Origin of the sequence: Campylobacter devanensis (genome assembly GCF_002139915.1) — a bacterium.
GTDB classification, from domain to species: Bacteria; Campylobacterota; Campylobacteria; order Campylobacterales; family Campylobacteraceae; genus Campylobacter; species Campylobacter devanensis.
Genome location: NZ_CP018788.1, coordinates 678364 through 697761, shown reverse-complemented (window position 1 = coordinate 697761; position 19398 = coordinate 678364). Strand labels below are relative to the sequence as shown.

16 protein-coding genes, 1 tRNA gene and 3 rRNA genes are annotated in these 19398 nt (G+C 34.3%); 7 read left to right on the top strand and 13 right to left on the bottom strand.

Going from position 1 to position 19398, the window contains the following annotated elements:
* Positions 1-15 precede the first annotated feature (15 nt).
* The 4 genes from CIGN_RS03460 to folD all read right to left on the bottom strand — a co-directional run bounded on the left by CIGN_RS03460 (position 16) and on the right by folD (position 2565).
* Positions 16-348 (bottom strand): hypothetical protein, encoded by a 333-nt coding sequence (locus CIGN_RS03460; RefSeq protein WP_086224635.1) that lies wholly within the window; start codon positions 346-348, stop codon positions 16-18.
* Positions 339-788, bottom strand: a complete 450-nt coding sequence (gene rpiB, locus CIGN_RS03455) for a ribose 5-phosphate isomerase B (RefSeq protein ID WP_086232170.1) — start codon at positions 786-788, stop codon at positions 339-341. The genes CIGN_RS03460 and rpiB overlap by 10 nt, the downstream gene beginning before the upstream one ends.
* An 88-nt stretch (positions 789-876) precedes the next feature.
* A complete protein-coding gene (gene lepB / locus CIGN_RS03450) occupies positions 877-1710 on the bottom strand; it encodes a signal peptidase I (RefSeq protein ID WP_086232171.1) in 834 nt (277 codons plus the stop codon).
* Between the two features lie 3 nt (positions 1711-1713).
* Positions 1714-2565: a bifunctional methylenetetrahydrofolate dehydrogenase/methenyltetrahydrofolate cyclohydrolase FolD gene (gene folD / locus CIGN_RS03445; RefSeq protein ID WP_086238418.1), complete on the bottom strand. Its 852-nt coding sequence runs from the start codon at positions 2563-2565 to the stop codon at positions 1714-1716.
* 76 nt (positions 2566-2641) lie between these two features.
* Between folD and CIGN_RS03440 the strand changes: the two genes are divergently transcribed.
* The 7 genes from CIGN_RS03440 to CIGN_RS03410 are packed head-to-tail and all read left to right on the top strand — an operon-like array spanning position 2642 to position 8328.
* Positions 2642-3007 (top strand): c-type cytochrome, encoded by a 366-nt coding sequence (locus tag CIGN_RS03440; RefSeq protein WP_086224639.1) that lies wholly within the window; start codon positions 2642-2644, stop codon positions 3005-3007.
* A complete protein-coding gene (gene hemL / locus CIGN_RS03435; RefSeq protein ID WP_086302225.1) occupies positions 2997-4268 on the top strand; it encodes a glutamate-1-semialdehyde 2,1-aminomutase in 1272 nt (423 codons plus the stop codon). The genes CIGN_RS03440 and hemL overlap by 11 nt, the downstream gene beginning before the upstream one ends.
* Positions 4265-4510: an AtpZ/AtpI family protein gene (locus CIGN_RS03430; RefSeq protein WP_086226917.1), complete on the top strand. Its 246-nt coding sequence runs from the start codon at positions 4265-4267 to the stop codon at positions 4508-4510. Before hemL ends, CIGN_RS03430 begins: the two co-directional genes overlap by 4 nt.
* Positions 4507-5019, top strand: a complete 513-nt coding sequence (locus tag CIGN_RS03425) for a hypothetical protein (protein ID WP_086228926.1) — start codon at positions 4507-4509, stop codon at positions 5017-5019. Before CIGN_RS03430 ends, CIGN_RS03425 begins: the two co-directional genes overlap by 4 nt.
* Positions 5006-6226 carry an MFS transporter gene (locus tag CIGN_RS03420; RefSeq protein ID WP_086302224.1) on the top strand — a complete coding sequence of 407 codons (1221 nt, stop codon included), beginning with the start codon at positions 5006-5008 and terminating at the stop codon, positions 6224-6226. The genes CIGN_RS03425 and CIGN_RS03420 overlap by 14 nt, the downstream gene beginning before the upstream one ends.
* The gene (gene fliK / locus CIGN_RS03415; RefSeq protein ID WP_187692247.1) at positions 6210-8060 is read left to right on the top strand and encodes a flagellar hook-length control protein FliK; all 1851 of its coding nucleotides are present in this window, start codon (positions 6210-6212) and stop codon (positions 8058-8060) included. Before CIGN_RS03420 ends, fliK begins: the two co-directional genes overlap by 17 nt.
* A gap of 1 nt (position 8061) precedes the next feature.
* Positions 8062-8328, top strand: a complete 267-nt coding sequence (locus tag CIGN_RS03410) for a FlhB-like flagellar biosynthesis protein (protein ID WP_086224645.1) — start codon at positions 8062-8064, stop codon at positions 8326-8328.
* 36 nt (positions 8329-8364) lie between these two features.
* On the opposite strand, the gene zupT is transcribed toward CIGN_RS03410, so the two are convergent.
* The 9 genes from zupT to CIGN_RS03365 all read right to left on the bottom strand — a co-directional run bounded on the left by zupT (position 8365) and on the right by CIGN_RS03365 (position 19395).
* The gene (gene zupT, locus CIGN_RS03405) at positions 8365-9234 is read right to left on the bottom strand and encodes a zinc transporter ZupT (protein ID WP_086302222.1); all 870 of its coding nucleotides are present in this window, start codon (positions 9232-9234) and stop codon (positions 8365-8367) included.
* A 610-nt stretch (positions 9235-9844) separates the two neighbouring features.
* Positions 9845-9979 (bottom strand): hypothetical protein, encoded by a 135-nt coding sequence (locus tag CIGN_RS08405; RefSeq protein WP_257789255.1) that lies wholly within the window; start codon positions 9977-9979, stop codon positions 9845-9847.
* Positions 9980-11215: 1236 nt separating this feature from the next.
* A 5S ribosomal RNA gene (gene rrf, locus CIGN_RS03395) occupies positions 11216-11335 on the bottom strand.
* Between the two features lie 151 nt (positions 11336-11486).
* Positions 11487-14517 (bottom strand): 23S ribosomal RNA (locus CIGN_RS03390).
* Positions 14518-15009: 492 nt separating this feature from the next.
* Positions 15010-15085, bottom strand: a tRNA-Ala gene (locus CIGN_RS03385).
* A gap of 80 nt (positions 15086-15165) precedes the next feature.
* Positions 15166-16677, bottom strand: a 16S ribosomal RNA gene (locus tag CIGN_RS03380).
* Together the 16S, 23S and 5S rRNA genes with 1 tRNA gene alongside form the textbook arrangement of a ribosomal RNA operon.
* Before the next feature lie 326 nt (positions 16678-17003).
* Positions 17004-18203, bottom strand: a complete 1200-nt coding sequence (locus CIGN_RS03375) for a hypothetical protein (RefSeq protein ID WP_086302221.1) — start codon at positions 18201-18203, stop codon at positions 17004-17006.
* Between the two features lie 2 nt (positions 18204-18205).
* Positions 18206-18766 carry a DedA family protein gene (locus CIGN_RS03370; protein WP_086245239.1) on the bottom strand — a complete coding sequence of 187 codons (561 nt, stop codon included), beginning with the start codon at positions 18764-18766 and terminating at the stop codon, positions 18206-18208.
* Positions 18766-19395, bottom strand: a complete 630-nt coding sequence (locus tag CIGN_RS03365) for a lipid-binding SYLF domain-containing protein (RefSeq protein WP_086225695.1) — start codon at positions 19393-19395, stop codon at positions 18766-18768. Before CIGN_RS03365 ends, CIGN_RS03370 begins: the two co-directional genes overlap by 1 nt.
* Positions 19396-19398 lie beyond the last annotated feature (3 nt).

Here is a 19398-nt window from a genome sequence, read left to right as displayed (position 1 = left end):
AAAAATAAATTTATTTTACAATAGCGCTTCGATTTTGCCCTCTAACTCTTTTATTCTAGCTCTTAGTTTGTCGTTTTCTACTCTGTATTGAGAATTTCTAGCTCTTAAGCTGCTTACATCACTTTTAATTTTATTTAATTCATCGGTTAAAATATCTATATTCCCAAGACTTCTTTGAAGTTGAACTTGCAATTTGCGAATTATTATTTCAGTATCATCTAGATTGTTCTTAACAAAATCACGCATAGCACGCTCTTTTTTAAGTAAAGTTTTATAATAAAATACCATAACAACCAAATAAAGGCTACAGCAGATAAAAAATGTATAAAAAATCCAATCTAAGAACATTGACATACTCCCAATTTTTCAACTCGTTTTTGATGCCTACCACCACTAAATTCAGTAGTAAAAAATACTTCAACCATATCCTTAATCACCTCAGCACCAACTACTCTAGCACCAAAACACAGCACATTTGCATCATTATGCTCTCTTGATAACCTTGCTAGTGTGGAGTTATGACATAAAGCGCACCTAATATGAGAAAATCTATTTGCCGCTATAGATATACCAATCCCACTACCGCATATCAACACACCAAATTCATCATTACTTTTAATACTGTTAGCCACTAAAGCAGCAAAATCAGGATAATCCACGCTATTTTTAGCATTATCAGTTCCTAAATCTATCACCAATACGCCCATATTTTCTAAAATACTCTTAACTTGCATCTTAGCCTCATATCCAGCGTGATCACTTGCTATATAAATCTTAGAAATATTCATCTAAACCTACTTTAAATTAAAATTATCTGATTATATCATATAAAATGATATAAATTTGGCTTTTAGTTAATCAACTTAGCCAACCTATCTATTTTGCCATCTCTTCTAAGCTACTTGCTAAGCGTCCGATACGCTCCCAGCGAATTTTGTAATTTTCATCATAGCTTAGATAGACAAACCACGGCTTGCCAACTATATATTTATAAGGCACAGAACCCCAAAATCTACTATCGCTGCTATTTTCTCTATTATCACCTACCATGAAATACTCATTTTGTGGCACTTTAAAGTAATATGCGTTGAAATTTAATCCATTAATTTTAGGCAGTTCTGGCACCATTACCTCACTCATAGCAAAATCCACCATACCAGCAATAGTAAATGTATCAGCTTTTAATCCGCCATAATTATCTTTATCAGTGTTATTATCATAGTGAATTCCAGCCATCTTATATGGCTCTTTTATAAATCTTTTACCACCTAATATTACAATATCAGCATCTTTAAATTTACTATTTATCTCATCATCACCACCGCTTGGTCTTAGATACATTGCACTTGGAGCAAATATAACCTCGTCATTTCCAGTAGCAAAATTACGCTTTACATAGTGAATTTTAGGATCTTTTGGATAGCGAAAAACTACTATATCACCACGCTTTGGCCCATCACTAGCTATCAAATGCCCATCACCATCGCTATCAGGTAAAACTGGAATTTCTACAAAAGGGATATGTGGCGTTGGAATTCCATAAGAAAATTTCTTTACAAATAGATAATCTCCAACTAAAAGAGTATTTTTCATAGAGCCACTAGGGATTACAAATGCTTGAGCGATAAAAAATATTATAAACAAAACTATAATTACTGTCCCCGTCCAACTACTACAAAAATTATAGAATTTCGATAAAATTTTTCTCAAAGTTTAGCCTTTTAATTTTCTATTTTTAGCTGATTTTAGCGTATTGCTAAGCAGCATAGCAATTGTCATTGGCCCTACTCCTCCTGGAACAGGAGTTATCATAGAACACTTCGGAGCTACATTATCATAATCACAATCACCTACTAACTTACCATTATCTAAACGATTTATACCTACATCTATTACCACTGCTCCATCATTTACCATATCAGCAGTTAAAAAATTTGGTTTACCTACAGCAACTACTATAATTTGGGCATTTTGACAAACTTTTGCTAAATCTTTAGTTTTAGAGTGAGCTATAGTCACAGTAGCCCCAGCATTTAGTAGCAGTGCTGCCATCGGCTTACCTACTATATTACTTCTTCCTATTACCACGGCATTTTTACCACTAACTTCAATGTTATACTCTTTTAAAAGCTCCATTATCCCAAGTGGCGTACAAGGCACAAATCCATCTAATCCACTATTTAATTTACCTACATTTATAGGATGAAATCCATCCACATCTTTGCTTGGATCAATAGCTTCTAAAATTTTATTACTATCTATATGTTTTGGAAGCGGCAGTTGAACTAAAATTCCATCTATACTATCATCTGCATTTAAAAGCTCAATCAAAGCTAAAAGCTCGTCTTGAGTAGTAGATTCAGGTAATTTATGAGCTACTGAACCCATTTCGCAAGCTATTGTAGATTTTTCTTTACTTGCAACATAAGTTTGACTAGCTTTATCTTCACCTACTAAAATAACTGCTAAAGTTGGAGTAATTCCCATATCTTTTAAAGCTATAGCTTCAGCTTTTACTCTCTCTTTTACTCTGTTACTTATCTCTTTACCATCAATTATTTGCATTTTTAATCCTTTTATGCATTTTTTAATTACAAAAATTGTATCATACCTAAATTCAAATTAAACTCAGGTGAGATTTATGAAATTTATTGGCTTTTTTTTGCTTTTTATTACTTTTGCTTTTAGTGAAGAGTTTATTACTGAGAGCGAATATGCTAAAATGCTATATAAAAATCCTCGTGGAATCGGCTGTGACAAGTGTCATGGAAGCAAAGGGGATGGTGCTTTGATAGTAAAATACAAAGCATTTAATAAAAAAACTAATAAATATGAGGAGAGGTCTTTGATGGCACCACGCATAAATAATCTTGAATTTGATAAATTCAAATCTGCAGTCACAGACTCAAAAGGCATTATGCCATCATATTTTCTTACTCAAAATGAGATTTTAAATTTATTTGAATACATAACTTCATTTAATAAGGATAAAAAAGATGAGAAATAAAGATGAATTCCAAAAAGCACAAAAATATATCCCAGGTGGTGTAAATTCGCCTGTTCGTGCCTTTGGTTCAGTTGGTTCTACTCCTGTGATGATAGATAGGGGTGAGCGTGAGTTTATCTATGATATTGAAAATAATGAGTATATTGATTATGTTTTAAGCTGGGGGCCACTCATCTTTGGGCATTGTGATAAGGATATAGAAGATGCTGTGATATCAACGGCTAAAAAGGGCCTAAGCTTTGGTGCGCCATGCTTGTTAGAGACTGAGCTTGCTCAATTAGTACTATCTAAATTCCCTCATTTAGATAAAATTCGCTTTGTTAGTAGCGGGACTGAAGCTACTATGAGTGCTATTAGATTAGCTCGTGGATATAGCAAAAAAGATGGAGTAATAAAATTTGAAGGTTGCTATCACGGCCATAGCGATGGATTATTAGTTAAAGCCGGTAGTGGAGCTACCACTTTTGGATATTCAAGTAGCTTAGGCGTCCCAAATGATATAGTCAAAAACACTCATCTAGCCAAATATAATGATCTAAATAGCGTCAAAGAGTGCTTTAAAAATGGTGATATCGGTGTTATTATCGTTGAGCCAATCGCTGGAAATATGGGATTGGTGCCTGGTAGCGATGAGTTTTTACATGGGCTTAGAAAGATTTGCGATGAAAATGGTGCGGTTTTAATCTTTGATGAAGTTATGAGTGGATTTAGAGCTAGTGCCACTGGTAGCTATGGATTAAATAAAATTGAAGCCGATATAGTTACCTTTGGTAAGGTTATTGGCGGCGGTATGCCTTGTGCTGCTTATGCTGGCAAAAAGGATATAATGGAGCTAATTAGCCCACTTGGTGGAGTGTATCAAGCTGGGACGCTAAGCGGTAATCCTGTTGCTATGGCTGCGGGACTAGCTGCGTTAAATAAAATTTATAATATGCCAAATTTATATGATGAACTTGGTAAAAAGAGTAAATTTATAATTGATACTATGCAAGATAGCGCAAATGAGATGGGAATTCCACTTCAAACAACTATGCGTGGGTCTATGTGGGGATTTTTCTTCAATGAAAATCCAGTTACCAACTACACTCAAGCTCTACAAAGCGATACAAATTTATTTGCCAAATTCCACGCTCAAATGCTAAAGCGTGGAGTATATCTAGCACCAAGTCAGTTTGAAACTTGCTTTGTTTGCAAGCCTCTAAGCCAAACTAGCTTAGACAAAACCGCACAAGCTATAAAAGAGAGTTTTAAATCACTATGAGCCAAAAAAGCAAAAAGATAAACACCGCAATAAAAGCCGCTGATAGCCTAAGTCTTGGGATCTCAATCGTAGTTGCGGTGCTTATAGGCTTTGGGATCGGCTGGGGATTAAAGGAGCTAACAGGCTCAAACTGGGGATTAGGTATTGGAATCTTTATAGGCGTTGGTGCAGCGATAAATAATATCTATAAGGCCTATAAATCTCAAGTTAAAAGCTATGAAGAGTTTAAAGAAAAGAGATGAAATTTAAAAATTTAGCTATATTTTATCTAATCTTGGATCTATTGTTGATAGCTATTACTTCGGCTTTTGGGGCAGTTGCACTTTTAAATTCACAAGTAGCCTTTATTTGTTCTACGCTTATTTTATTTGCTAGTTATTTTGGATATAAGAGTAGAGTTGAGAATAAAAGTGTTAATTATCAATTAAGCGAGCAAGAACTTGAGCTTTTTGAAGATAGCGAAGATGAGCAGATTAAAAACAATGATAATTCAGACAATTTAAATGTTGATATTACAAATTTAAATGAGAAAAATTTTACTACCAAAAGTGATAAAAAGTTAGCTAAATTTCGTAAAATAGATATTCTAGGTGCTTTTAAACCACTTAGGCTGCTTAGCTATTTTATTTTAATTATTGCCTTTTTTGTTTTGCTTAGGCACGGAATTTTAGAACCAATCGCATTTTTAGCCGGACTTGCTTTAATGCCTCTTGGTGTATTTTGCGCTGGAGTATTTTATGGCAGGAAGTAAAAGAGCTATAACCTCGCTTAGTGCTTTATTTATAGGAGTTAGCTTTATATTTATAGCTAGTGGGTTAGTTGTTAGTTCTGCTGGAGTTCTACTAAATGAATTAGGAGCTTCAAATACGCAAATTGGCCTTATTACTTCTTGCTTTTTTATGGGAGCGCTTACTTGTACAATTATATCGCATAGGTTAATTTCACATGTAGGACATATGAGAGCTTATACTATATTTACTGCGCTTTTTGCCATTTCAGCCCTACTTCATGATATAAGTGAAAATCTCATATTTTGGGCTATTTTAAGATTTATGCTAGGGTTTTGCTATTATAGTATTGTATTAATTGTAGAGAGTTGGTTAAATGAGAAGATTTCAAATTCTGTTCGCTCAAGGGTACTTGGATTTTATGAAATTATCTTTTATAGCGCCTTTGCCATTGGCGCTGTGATTATGAGTATGGATTTAAGCACTACGAAGGTATTTTTAATTGGCACAATTGCAATCATTTTAGGTTCAATTCCATTAAATTTTCTTAAAATCAAATCACCTAAAATCCCAAAAGCAATGAGTATTAGCTTGCCTAAAATTTACAATATCGCCCCATTAGCGCTTGCTACAAGTATAATTGCTGGTCTTACAATGAATGGATTTTTCTCAATGGCTTCACTATTTATAATAACCCAAGGCTATACCCCAGCACAAGCTGGAATTTTTATAATTATTGGAATGAGTGGCGGATTTATGGCACATACTATATTTGGAACTATTTCTGATAAATTTGGTAGAAAGTTTGCTATTATTTTAGCCTCTAGCATAGCACTTCTAGCGTGCCTTATATTTATATTTATTAACCCAGGTATTGCTTTGCAGTATCTTATTGTTTTCTTTTTAGGTTTTGGAATATTTGTACTTTACGCACTAGCATTAGCTAGGGCAAACGATGTTGTAACGGATAAAACTACTTATGTCGAAGTTGTAAGAGCTTTACTATTTAACTACTTAATAGGTTCATTTTTATCTACAATAATTATAGGATTTTTAATAAACCAATTTGGCGCTACAGCTTTTATATATTACTACATTACACTGTTGGCATTTTTGATAATCTTTGCTACATTTCAAAAAAATGTACCCAAAGACCAAGAGGTGGCATTTACTCGCCACGGTGGTCATAGTGTGATTTTTGATGAGTTAAATGATGATAATAGTAAATAATACCCCAACCCAACAACCAACCCAAACCAAAGATGATAAAAAATCATCTAAAGAGACTAGTAATACAACTAGCTTAAATGATGGCAAAACCATACTAAAAAAACCAACCCAAGGTGTTGTAATTGAGCAGACTAAACTCGATTTAGAATTAAATAAATTCACATCAAAACTATTAAATGCACTCAAGGCTAATATCGATGATGGAACATATAAACAAAATGCCTTAGCCCAGATAAAATCATCGCAAGTAGCACCAAATTTAGCCAAAGATCTAGCCTCTCTTTTAAATTCTATAAAATCAGACCCGAAGCTAAGTCAACTTGGTGCAAAGCTTGAAAGTTTTATCAAGCCAGTTGAGCATATTAAAACAACAAACATTGCCCAAACTATCAAAGATACAGGCATAATGCTAGAGGCTAAACTCGCCCAAACTCTAAAGGCTGAAATTTTGCCATCAAGCATTAAAGAACTTTTATCACTGATGAAAAATACTACTAATAAAGATCTTACGCTAGCCTTTATGGGTCTTGCAAATACCAAAGAAAGTAGTCCACAAGAGAGCTTTAATGCGCTTTTAGAAATTTTACAAAAAAATAAATTAAAAAATAACCAAATTGTACAAAACTCAAATTTTAAGCCACTTTTAGAGGCAAATACTAAGCTAGAACATATGGCGAAATTCCTTGATAAAATCGCATATCAAATTCAAACTAATCCCAAAAATCCACTCTCAATAGAGCAAAATATATCACGAGCTATAAACCAAGGTCAAAATATAATCAAAAATATAGAAACTTCGCTATCACAGATTAATTTTAACCACCCAAATTTAAAAAATGTCAAACCTCTAAGTACACAGCTAGGCCAAATGCTTCTAGATATCAAAGCTGAGTTAAATTCACTAAAATCCAATATAAATAATCCCGCTCTTGATATAAAAGAATTTAAGCTATCAAACAATATAGCAGCCAGTGCTAATCGCCTCTCAGCTATGCTAGAATCTACACAGCTAAGCCAGATTAATAGTGCTACAATAGCGCAAACCGCTCAATCTACGCCAAATTTAGAAAGTCTAATAAGCGGTCTAAATCAATCTCAAAATAGCACAAATTTAAGCAATTTCATACAACATATTAACACTGATGCTAATAATCTAAATCTACAAGATAAACTCTCTATGGCTGCTAGAAAACTATCAAATATTATTAACTTTTTTGATAAAAATAGCCAAGATGCTAAAAGCCATCTAGCTGAACTAAAAGGATTGATAAAAGCTACAAATTTAGCTAAAGCTGATATAGCAAATATCACTCCAAATGATAAAAATCTAGCTGCTCAAACACTACAAAACGATGTTAAAGCCACACTTTTAGCCCTAAAAGAAGCCACAGCCAATCAACCAAATCAGGCCGCGTTAAATCAGAATATAAATAGACTTTTAACTCAAATCGAAATGCACCAGCTAATTAGTTATGCACAAAATTCGCTTCAAACATACTTACCATACTCATGGGATGCGCTTGAGAGTAGTAGCGTAGCTTTTAAACAAGGTAAAAAGAAACGTTTCTACGCTAAAATTGATCTAAATTTTACTCATTTTGGTAATGTTGATATCGTAATTGCCTTAAGCGATAACAAATATATAGATATTAGTATTGCTACTGGTACGGCTGAATTTAAAAACCTAATCCTAAGTGCTAGTAAAGAACTAAAAAGCGCAATCACTGGATTGGGATTAATAGTTAGTAGCTTTACTTTGGTTCATAAACCTAAAAAAGCCCCGTATCATCAAGCTGACAGGGCATTTGATTTTGGATTTAACAAAAAGGCATAAGATGGCAAAAAAAATTAAAAAGGCAGTTGCTCTAGGTTATAATAAAGATAAAAACAATGCTCCAATGGTTTTAGCTAGCGGCAAAGGTGAAGTAGCTAATAAAATTATTGAAGCAGCCAAAATTTATAAAGTTCCCATTAGAGAAGATAGTGACTTAGTCGAGATTCTAAGCAAAGTTGATATTAATCAAGAAATTCCACCAAATTTATACAAAGCTGTCGCTGAAGTATTTAGTTTCTTATACCGTACTACTAAGATAAAAAAATAAATTAGCTAAATTATGGATCTAAATTTAATACAAAATTTAGATCCCAAGTAAAATCAAGCTCACTGCCATCACCACCATACCAGCAACTAAACCATATAAACTATCATGTGCCTTATCATAACTCCTAGCTGCTGGTAAAAGCTCATCAAAGCTAATAAAAACCATAATTCCAGCAACAACACCAAAAACACTAGCCATCACTGTCTCATTCATAAAAGGCATCAAAATCAATGCTCCAGCAATTGCGCCAATAGGCTCAGCAAGTCCTGATAAACACGAATAGGCAAAAGCTCGCTTTTTATCTCCAGTAGCATGATATATTGGCAATGAAACTGCTAGTCCCTCAGGAATATTATGTAATGCTACAGCCCCAGCAATTGCTAGCCCAAAACTTAACGACTCAACACTACTAATAAATGTCGCAAATCCCTCAGGAAAATTATGTATCGCAATAGCAAAAGCAGTAATAATCCCGGTTCGTTTTAAGCTCTTTAAGCTCTTTTGACTAATTCCTGGATGATAGGTTGGACGTGGCTCATTACTTTTTGGCAGTGGGCAAAATTTAAGCTCATCAAGGCTATCTTTTGGTTCATGGGGATTTAAATCGCTTGGAATAAATTTATCAATTAAAGCAGTTAAAACTATTCCGCTAAAAAATGCTAAAAGTCCTATAAACTCAGCATTTTTACTTTCAAAAATTCTAGCAAAATCATCCATCGAACTAGGCAAAATCTCCATAAATGAGATATAAATCATCACTCCAGCACTAAATCCAAGCCCAATACTAAGAAGCCTATAATCATCCTTTTTACTAAAAAATGCAATTACTGCACCAATTGAAGTAGAAAACCCAGCAAAAAGCGTAAGCAAAAATGCATAAAAAAGTTGCATAAAATCAAATTCCATCTATATATCCAAATAATAATTTTTATTATTAATATAGCTAAATTTAGCTTTAAAAATACTCAAATTCCCATCTTCTACCAATTTTATATTTTATTTACATATTTTTTGTTATGTTAATAAAATATAAAAACTTATAAAATGAGAATATTAACTATTTTAAATTTAAGAAAAAATAAAACTAAATCAAATAATTATTTATAAAGATAAATTTATATTATCTTTTCTTTATTTAATATAATCCATTATTAATTTAGAATTTCAAATTTAAATACTCTTAAATTTAGTATAGCTTAATTCAGTATTTTTAGAGCTTATAAACTTAAATTATCGTATATTTTTATTTATCTCAGATGTATCATGATAATTTTTATATTTGTTTATAAATTCCATATTTAAATTAAACTGCTTACTATTATAAAGCTTCTCATCATATATAACAGCAAATTTTATACCATAATTTTTAGATTTTTTATAACGTGTCTTGAAGCACTAACTATTTAACTTTTTATTCTTTTTAGCATCACTTTTGCTATAGCTAGTAGTTAAAATTATCATATCGTTAAATAACGCTTGTAATCTATCCCTTTACACACATCCACTCATTTGTTCTTTAAAAATTTAAAGCATCTTTATAATATCTACTAATAATCAATTCACCATTAATAGATATTTGGTTTGCCAAATCAGTATTTTGTTTAGGGATAATCTCTTTTATCCTACTTGGTAAAATCGTAACTGTTAGCATATTAAATTAAAAAGCAGCCCTATGAGCAATACCATCACATCTAAATGCTAATCCACTTGCAATCACGACTCCATTTTTGTACAAATTTAGAAGCAATATATACAAACACTCATCATCTTTAACTCTAAGAAAAAATCAATACCATCTTTTATTATAGGATCTTTTAAATTATTCACGCAAATCTAGCTATCTCTAAAGCGCATTTTTCATTATTAGTATTATATCAGAAACCAAACAAACATAATATGAATACTTAAAAGACCATTTAAGCAAATCAATATTTGATAAAAAAGTATAGATATATTTAAAACATATATTTGAAGTATTATCAAGTTTACCTTGATCTTTTGATTTGCAAAAATCATCTTTAATAGTATAAATAAATCTAGCAGGATTCTTTTTTAAATTTTCACAATCAACACGTAAATTACCAATATAATCTAAGCTATAAAAGGCTTTTATAGTTTAGATAAAAATCATTTCTACTAATTGTAAAATCAAATATATTATATTTTTGCATATTTTATCCTATATAAAAATTTGATAATATAGTTTTACTTCACGCATTCTTGCATTTTAAATTTAAATTGTTTCATCATCATAAGCAATAAGATTATTAGGAACTAAATTTAAATTATTAATCAAATTATAATACTTATTTCTGCTAGAGTTATAATAGATATAAGAAAAATAATTTTGTAAATCATAAAAAATTTTATAAGCTCATCAGCTCTATTTTTATTAGTATTAGTCAATAAAATAATTCTATTTGTTTTTAGATAATTATGCAATTCTAATAATAGTAAATAATTTACTTTTGTTAAATTTAAATATTTAGAATAAATTTGATCTTTATACTCTTTTATTTTAAGTAATTCTACTACAGATAATGGATTTTCCAAACAGTTGTTTAAAGTTTTTATAGTAACTCTATTAAGTGAGACATTCCAAACTTATTGCTTAAAACATCTTTATATAATATAAGATTAGTATAATTAGTATCTAATAAAGTTCCATCCAAAACAAGAATATCTAAAGGATTAATAATATAAGCCATAAAAACACTAAAACATCTAAGCTTAACAACTTATAATAATAAAATATCCAAGAATTAATAAATTAGTTAAAAGATATAAAAATAAAAAGCGATTTATACCATTTCATCTATTAAGGTAAAAACAAATAAATACTAAAACTATAGATTAATAAATATAAGATACAAAGAATAAAAAACAAAGCTCGCAGCAACCTACTTTTCCAGCATCCCAGTAAGGGAGAGTATCATCGGCCATGAAAAGCTTAGCTTCTTGGTTCGAGATGGAGCAAGGCGTTTCCTAATCATGTATAGCCACGAGCAGTGTTAAATAAAATATCATATCAATAAAGATAATATCTTATTTAACACTGCTTAGAGTATTAAAGCTAAAAATCACTAAGTTTAATATCTAAAAATATTTTAAAAAACCTAAAAGGATTATATTTATCCTTAACAAGGAAGTGATGCTTATAAGATAAGCAAACGAGCTATTAGTACTGGTCAGCTAAAGGACTCTCATCCATTACACACCCAGCCTATCAAACTAGTAGTCTACTAGAGCTCTTAAAAGAAGATTCATCTTGGAGTTGGCTTCGAGCTTAGATGCTTTCAGCTCTTATCACATCCCGGCTTAGCTACTCAGCGATGCTCTTGGCAGAACAACTGATACACCAGTGGCCAGTTCGACTCGGTCCTCTCGTACTAGAGTCAACTCTCCTCAATCTTCTTACGCCCACGGCAGATAGGGACCGAACTGTCTCACGACGTTCTGAACCCAGCTCGCGTACCGCTTTAAATGGCGAACAGCCATACCCTTGGGACCTGCTCCAGCCCCAGGATGCGATGAGCCGACATCGAGGTGCCAAACCTCCCCGTCGATGTGAGCTCTTGGGGGAGATCAGCCTGTTATCCCCGGGGTACCTTTTATCCTTTGAGCGATGGCCCTTCCACACAGAACCACCGGATCACTAAGACCGACTTTCGTCTCTGCTTGACATGTACGTCTCGCAGTTAAGCTGGCTTATGCCTTTATACTCTACGAACGATTTCCAACCGTTCTGAGCCAACCTTTGTAAGCCTCCGTTACACTTTGGGAGGCGACCGCCCCAGTCAAACTACCCACCAGACATTGTCCTACCTAAGGATAACTTAGGCTAGTTAGCTACCCAAATAAAGAAGAGTGGTATCTCAACAATGGCTCACCATAAACCAGAGTCTATGGATCAAAGCCTCCCACCTATCCTGCGCATCTTTATCCAAATAGCAGTGTCAAGCTGTAGTAAAGGTCCACGGGGTCTTTCCGTCTTGCCGCGGGTAGGAGGAATTTTCACCTCCACTACAATTTCACTGGATCCCTCTTTGAGACAGCTCCCATCTCGTTACGCCATTCATGCAGGTCGGTATTTAACCGACAAGGAATTTCGCTACCTTAGGACCGTTATAGTTACGGCCGCCGTTTACTCGGGCTTCGATCAAGAGCTTCGCTAATGCTAACCCCATCAATTAACCTTCGAGCACCGGGCAGGCGTCACACCCTATACATCCTCTTACGAGTTAGCAGAGTGCTGTGTTTATGGTAAACAGTCGGGAGGGACTCTTTGTTGTAACCTTCTTTGCTTTGGGAGTAAATCTTAATACAAAGTTAGGCACACCTTATACCGAAGATACGGTGCTATTTTGCAGAGTTCCTTAAAGAGAGTTCTTCCACGCGCCTTAGAATACTCATCCCACCCACCTGTGTCGGTTTACGGTACGGGCAATTATTACTAAACTTAGAAACTTTTCTTGGCTCGATAGTATCATGGATTCTCCATCTACTCCGAAGAGCGTCAAGAGCCTTTGAGGTCTCGGATAGAGAGTTACGGATTTGCCTATAACTCAACCTACACCCTTAGACTAGCACTTCCATCCGCTAGCTCCACTAACTTTAAGCGTCCTTCCATCGCACATAATAATTGGTATTGGAATATTAACCAATTTTCCATCGCATACCCCTTTCGGACTTTGCTTAGGACCCGACTAACCCTACGATGACGAGCATCGCGTAGGAAACCTTGGGTTTACGGCGAAAGGGATTCTCACCCCTTTTATCGCTACTCATGCCTGCATGCTCACTTCTATCCGCTCCAGCACTCCTTACCGGTATACCTTCAACGCTGAATAGAACGCTCTCCTACCACTTGCACTTAATTCTAACTACTTCTAATTATTTTAGCTAAACTATTTTCTCATAATTTAATTTATATGAGTGCAATTAAATTATAAGAAATATAACTTAAAAGCTCATAGCCAAATTTATAATTAGAATTAAGTGCAAGTCTAAAGCTTCGGTACTCATTTTAGCCCCGTTATATTTTCCGCGCAGAATCACTAGACCAGTGAGCTATTACGCTTTCTTTAAAGGATGGCTGCTTCTAAGCCAACCTCCTGGTTGTTTCAGTAACTCCACATCGTTTTCCACTTAAATGAGATTTAGGGACCTTAGCTGTTAGTCTGGGTTGTTCCCCTCTCGACGACGGATTTTATCACTCGCCGCCTGACTGCTGTGATTACACTTTGCGCATTCGGAGTTTGATAGGGTTTGGTACATTGGTGTATGCCCTAGCCCATTCAGTGCTCTACCTCACAAAGTTACTACACAACGCTATACCTAAATATATTTCGGAGAGAACCAGCTATCACGATGTTTGATTGGCCTTTCACCCCTATCCACAAGTCATCAGGAGCCTTTTCAACGGCCGTCTGTTCGGTCCTCCACTGGCTCTTACACCAGTTTCAACCTGCTCATGGATAGATCACATCGTTTCGGGTCTGCAGCATCTGACTATACGCCCTATTAAGACTCGCTTTCGCTACGGCTCCGGGTTTCCTTAACCTCGCCAGACACCACAACTCGCAGGCTCATTATGCAAAAGGCAGTCCATCACCCTGATAAATCATAGGGCTCTGAATGATTGTAAGCAAATGGTTTCAGGTTCTATTTCACTCTGATCACCTCAGTTCTTTTCACCTTTCCCTCACGGTACTTGTGCACTATCGGTCTAGTAGTAGTATTTAGGGTTGGATAGTGGTCTACCCAGCTTCAGACAGGATTACACGTGTCCCGCCCTACTCAGGATACTGCTAAGTATAAACGCACTTTCATATACGGGAGTATCACCCTCTATGCTTAAGTTTTCCAACTTATTCTATTAGATTGTTTAAGTCTATATTGCAGTCCTACAACCCCACTAGCAAGCTAGTGGTTTGCCCTCTTACGCTTTCGCTCGCCGCTACTAGCGTAATCTCGTTTGATTTCTTTTCCTATTGGTACTAAGATGTTTCAATTCCCAACGTTCGCTCCGCATTGCGGTAGTACATATCACTATATACTGGGTTGCCCCATTCAGAAATTCCCGGATCAAAGCCCCTTGACGGCTCCCCGAGACTTATCGCAGCCTGGCACGTCTTTCATCGCCTCTACTAGCCAAGGCATCCACCATTTGCCCTTAGTAGCTTACCTTTTTTTAATTAGATTATTGATATTCTAATTCGCATCACTTCCTTGTTAAAGATAAAGTCTAGTAGATATAAATTAAATAGATAAATATAAATATAAAAATAAACTATTTAATTATTTAAGAATTAATTACTTAATTCTTGTTAATCTGTTTAGATTTATAGTATTTGAATTTAAATTTAATAAGACGGAAAGTATTAACTACTATTAAGTAAGTTTTAAAGCTTAATAGATTGTGAAGTTAATATTTATAAACTATATCTTTTATATTATTGGGATAACAGTGTTTGATATAGAATATTTGAAATTAAACTAAATTCAAAGCTCTAACAAGTCCTGTAAAATTGTTTTAAATATTAAAACTTGATTGTGACTTTTAACAATGGTAATTTAAGTAACTTTAGACTAAAGTCTAATCAGAAAGTTTAAACTAAACTCTCTGATTAGACTTTGATAATAAATTTTATATTATTGCTATCTTTTAAATTTAAACTATGGTGGAGAATAGCGGGATCGAACCGCTGACCTCCTGCGTGCAAAGCAGGCGCTCTCCCAGCTGAGCTAATTCCCCTTGTCAATCTCTCAAACCTAAACAAGTGTGATTGAGATATATTGAAGTGATAATTGTGAGATTATCACTTTGTACTCTAGAAAGGAGGTGATCCAACCGCAGGTTCTCCTACGGTTACCTTGTTACGACTTCACCCCAGTCGCTGATTCCACTGTGGGCGGTAGCTAGTTTAGCATTCCGACTTCGAGTGAAATCAACTCCCATGGTGTGACGGGCGGTGAGTACAAGACCCGGGAACGTATTCACCGTAGCATGGCTGATCTACGATTACTAGCGATTCCGGCTTCATGCTCTCGAGTTGCAGAGAACAATCCGAACTGGGACATATTTTATAGATTTGCTCCATCTCACGATATTGCGTCTCATTGTATATGCCATTGTAGCACGTGTGTCGCCCTGGGCATAAGGGCCATGATGACTTGACGTCGTCCACACCTTCCTCCTCCTTACGAAGGCAGTATATTTAGAGTGCTCAGCCAAACTGTTAGCAACTAAATACGTGGGTTGCGCTCGTTGCCGGACTTAACCGAACATCTCACGACACGAGCTGACGACAGCCGTGCAGCACCTGTCTCTAAGTTCTAGCAAGCTAGCACCCTCTTATCTCTAAGAGGTTCTTAGGATATCAAGCCCAGGTAAGGTTCTTCGCGTATCATCGAATTAAACCACATGCTCCACCGCTTGTGCGGGTCCCCGTCTATTCCTTTGAGTTTTAATCTTGCGACCGTACTCCCCAGGCGGTATACTTAATCCGTTAGGTGCATTACTGCCCTGACTAGCAGAGCAACAACTAGTATACATCGTTTAGGGCGTGGACTACCAGGGTATCTAATCCTGTTTGCTCCCCACGCTTTCACGCATTAGCGTCAGTTGAGTTCTAGCAGATCGCCTTCGCAATGGGTATTCTTGGTGATCTCTACGGATTTTACCCCTACACCACCAATTCCATCTGCCTCTCCCTCACTCTAGATTATCAGTTTCTCAAGCAGTTTAATGGTTAAGCCATTAGATTTCACAAAAGACTTGATAATCCGCCTACGCGTCCTTTACGCCCAGTGATTCCGAGTAACGCTTGCACCCTCCGTATTACCGCGGCTGCTGGCACGGAGTTAGCCGGTGCTTATTCCTTAGGTACCGTCAAATTTCTTCCCTAAGAAAAGGAGTTTACGCTCCGAAAAGTGTCATCCTCCACGCGGCGTTGCTGCTTCAGGGTTTCCCCCATTGAGCAATATTCCCTACTGCTGCCTCCCGTAGGAGTCTGGACCGTGTCTCAGTTCCAGTGTGACTGATCATCCTCTCAGACCAGTTATGCGTCATAGCCTTGGTGAGCCATTACCTCACCAACTAGCTGATACAATATAGTCTCATCCTATGCCGAAAAAACTTTCCCAACTTAACTTATGTTAAGAAGGAGTATGGAGTATTAGCAGTCATTTCTAACTGTTGTCCTCCAGCATAGGGCAGATTAACTATACATTACTCACCCGTGCGCCACTAACTCATAAGAGCAAGCTCTTACTTGTCCGTTCGACTTGCATGTATTAGGCACGCCGCCAGCGTTCACTCTGAGCCAGGATCAAACTCTCCATAAAAAATTAAAGTAGATAAACTACTTAAGTATTATGAAGTTTTAATCTAAAAACTTTATATCTGTTATATAAGTATTGAATCTATTATAATATAATAAGATTCTGGCTCAATCGATCACTTGTTTAGATTTCAAAGATTGACTATAAAAGATAGTTTAACATTATAAAAATTAAAAAAACAAAAACGATAGAGAAATGATTTAACCAAGCTTTTCAGAAGGTTAAGGTGTTTCTCAATTCGTGAGCTGGAATTATATAAGAGATATGCTTAAAAAAAGATTAAATATTAGGGAAAATTCTAAAAAATTTAAAAAAATTTGCAAATTTGGTTAAAAATCAACTAAAATATCGCTAAATTTGACAGAATTATTAAAAATTAACTCGCCATTTTCTTTTTGAGATTTAAATTTAGATATATAACCCTCACCATTTTTTATTAAAATTCCACTACTTATTAAAAAATTTTCATAAAAAGATATAAATTCTAGCCCTTTTATTGTAGAGATTGGGCGTAAAGCTATAAATTCTCCATCTAAATTTATATCTGTTATATCAAAACTATCTCCTCTAAGGTTAAATTTTAACTCAAAAAGATCATTAATACTAATTTTATCAACATATAAAACTGGATTGCAACTAATAAATGTATCTATTAATCCAATACTTTTAGACCCAAGCATAATGTTAAAAATCATCTTATAACTATCAATAATAAGATTTTCTAAACGAACTTTAGAATTTATATTATCAATCATAATATTATTTATTGCCACATTTTTGGCATGTATATTACTTATAATATTTGCTAGATTATTAGTAATGGTTTTGGAGTCAAATTTTATTTCATCGCTTACTATATTAATAAGTGGAACATTTGCTCTTAAATTTTCAATGCTGATATTTAACTCATTTGGATTAAATTTAAATAGGTCAAAGCTAGTAAACTCAAGTCCATCTAAATAATCAATTTCGATATCGACTCCATTAAAAATACTACTAATGCCATCAAATTCAAAATCAGCTTTATCGAAACGTACACCTAGAAAATATAAGCGCTCTGTATCAAATGTTGTGCTAATATCTATACTAGAAATTGTAAAAAGATTGTGATTTTCGATTATTTTTAGTGGGGAAACCTGTGCTTTTAGCTGACTAATACCTCCATTTATAGGAATATTTAGATTAAATTTAGCCAATACTGAGTTTTCATTTTGTGTCAAATCCATCTTTAATCGATGATCTAAATCACAAATATCGCCTACAATATCTAGTCCATTAAAAATTGAAATAACACTATAATGACTAAAAATATCAAATTTAAGATTGAAATCTTTATATTTTAGAGTAAAATTTAGATTAGTAGAAAAAATTGAGTTATTTTGGTTTATGTTTGATAAAGCAAATTCGCTACTACTTTTAAGTTTATTTATGGCTGAGCTTAAAACAAAATTAGAAAAAAGATATGCATATCCATGCAAGCCAACCATCAAAATAAGTAGACTTGCAATAAGATATGCAAACTTTTTCATAGTTATCTCTTTTTAGTTGCCCAGCTAAAATATAGCCAAATCAACCCCAATAAAATAAATAAAAATAGTGGGACTAAATAGCTACGTTCACCAAAATAGCTAGTAAATTTAAAAATAAATCCGCCAGCATAATAGCTAGCTAGTCCAAGACTAATAGCCCATATAACTGAGCAAATAGCATTAATAATAGTAAATTTAATTAAACTATACTTAGTAAGCCCTATTGCTAAAGGAACTAAAGTTTTTAATCCATAGATATATTTTTTGATAAAAATAATCTTATCTCCATATTTTTTAAATAGAATTTGAGCTAGGGCTAATTTTCTTTTATGCGATTTAAAATATGGCATTACTGAGCTTTTATTGTACCTACCCATATATACCAAAATCATATCGCCAATAAAATTTGCCACTGCTGCAATAATAATAGATAATGTCAAATTCATATTACCTTCAAAACTCAAAAGCCCTGCTCCAATAATAGCCACCATACCGCCGCCAAGACTATATAAAAATAAAATTAAATAGCCATAAGTTGAGAGATTTGTAAGTATATCTTGCATTATCTTACCACCGTTATAGCATGCATTAATTGTTTGTAACCGTATGAATTTGTATTAAAACGTATTTTATCATCAACAGTTATTACCGATCCGCCAAGATTTGCCCCAGCAAAAAAGCCGCTATTATTTGTATAAATATAAATATCACTAAAGCCAATATCACTAACTATTTCATTTTTAGTACCATAATCCATAAAACTCACTGATGCACTAGCATTAAGAGTAAGCTTATTATCATAAATATCTTTAATTACTGCCGGATTCATTACATACATTACTAAAAAATTATTTTCATATCCAGCTTGCAACCCAATAGTTGCCCCACCAAGTCGCACAGGAACTGCGCTCCAGTTGCTGTTTAGATGGCGAGTAAGGTTATCATCGCTATAAAATTCATCTACATCATCACGCACAAGCATAACTCCACGCCCTATGGTCGCTCCAAGGATAAATCCAGCCTTAACAAAAGTAGGAAAAATAATAATCGCAGATGAATTTATAACGATAGACTGGGGGATTTTATTAATTCTATTAATATGATTATAGGCATTTGCACTATCTAATAATCTCTCATTTCCACCATATAATAAGCTTAAACTAAATAGAACCAACCAGATAACCCTTATCATTTG

Excerpts from the sequence above, each read along its gene's own strand:
- CIGN_RS03370 (WP_086245239.1), bottom strand. The coding sequence starts at position 18,766 with ATGCAAGATATACTTACAAATCTCTCAACTTATGGCTATTTAATTTTA.
- hemL (WP_086302225.1), top strand. The coding sequence starts at position 2,997 with ATGAGAAATAAAGATGAATTCCAAAAAGCACAAAAATATATCCCAGGT.
- CIGN_RS03375 (WP_086302221.1), bottom strand. The coding sequence starts at position 18,203 with ATGAAAAAGTTTGCATATCTTATTGCAAGTCTACTTATTTTGATGGTT.
- CIGN_RS08405 (WP_257789255.1), bottom strand. The coding sequence starts at position 9,979 with ATGCTAACAGTTACGATTTTACCAAGTAGGATAAAAGAGATTATCCCT.
- folD (WP_086238418.1), bottom strand. The coding sequence starts at position 2,565 with ATGCAAATAATTGATGGTAAAGAGATAAGTAACAGAGTAAAAGAGAGA.
- CIGN_RS03425 (WP_086228926.1), top strand. The coding sequence starts at position 4,507 with ATGAAATTTAAAAATTTAGCTATATTTTATCTAATCTTGGATCTATTG.
- CIGN_RS03410 (WP_086224645.1), top strand. The coding sequence starts at position 8,062 with ATGGCAAAAAAAATTAAAAAGGCAGTTGCTCTAGGTTATAATAAAGAT.
- rpiB (WP_086232170.1), bottom strand. The coding sequence starts at position 788 with ATGAATATTTCTAAGATTTATATAGCAAGTGATCACGCTGGATATGAG.
- CIGN_RS03460 (WP_086224635.1), bottom strand. The coding sequence starts at position 348 with ATGTTCTTAGATTGGATTTTTTATACATTTTTTATCTGCTGTAGCCTT.
- fliK (WP_187692247.1), top strand. The coding sequence starts at position 6,210 with ATGATAATAGTAAATAATACCCCAACCCAACAACCAACCCAAACCAAA.
- CIGN_RS03420 (WP_086302224.1), top strand. The coding sequence starts at position 5,006 with ATGGCAGGAAGTAAAAGAGCTATAACCTCGCTTAGTGCTTTATTTATA.
- CIGN_RS03430 (WP_086226917.1), top strand. The coding sequence starts at position 4,265 with ATGAGCCAAAAAAGCAAAAAGATAAACACCGCAATAAAAGCCGCTGAT.
- CIGN_RS03440 (WP_086224639.1), top strand. The coding sequence starts at position 2,642 with ATGAAATTTATTGGCTTTTTTTTGCTTTTTATTACTTTTGCTTTTAGT.
- zupT (WP_086302222.1), bottom strand. The coding sequence starts at position 9,234 with ATGGAATTTGATTTTATGCAACTTTTTTATGCATTTTTGCTTACGCTT.
- CIGN_RS03365 (WP_086225695.1), bottom strand. The coding sequence starts at position 19,395 with ATGATAAGGGTTATCTGGTTGGTTCTATTTAGTTTAAGCTTATTATAT.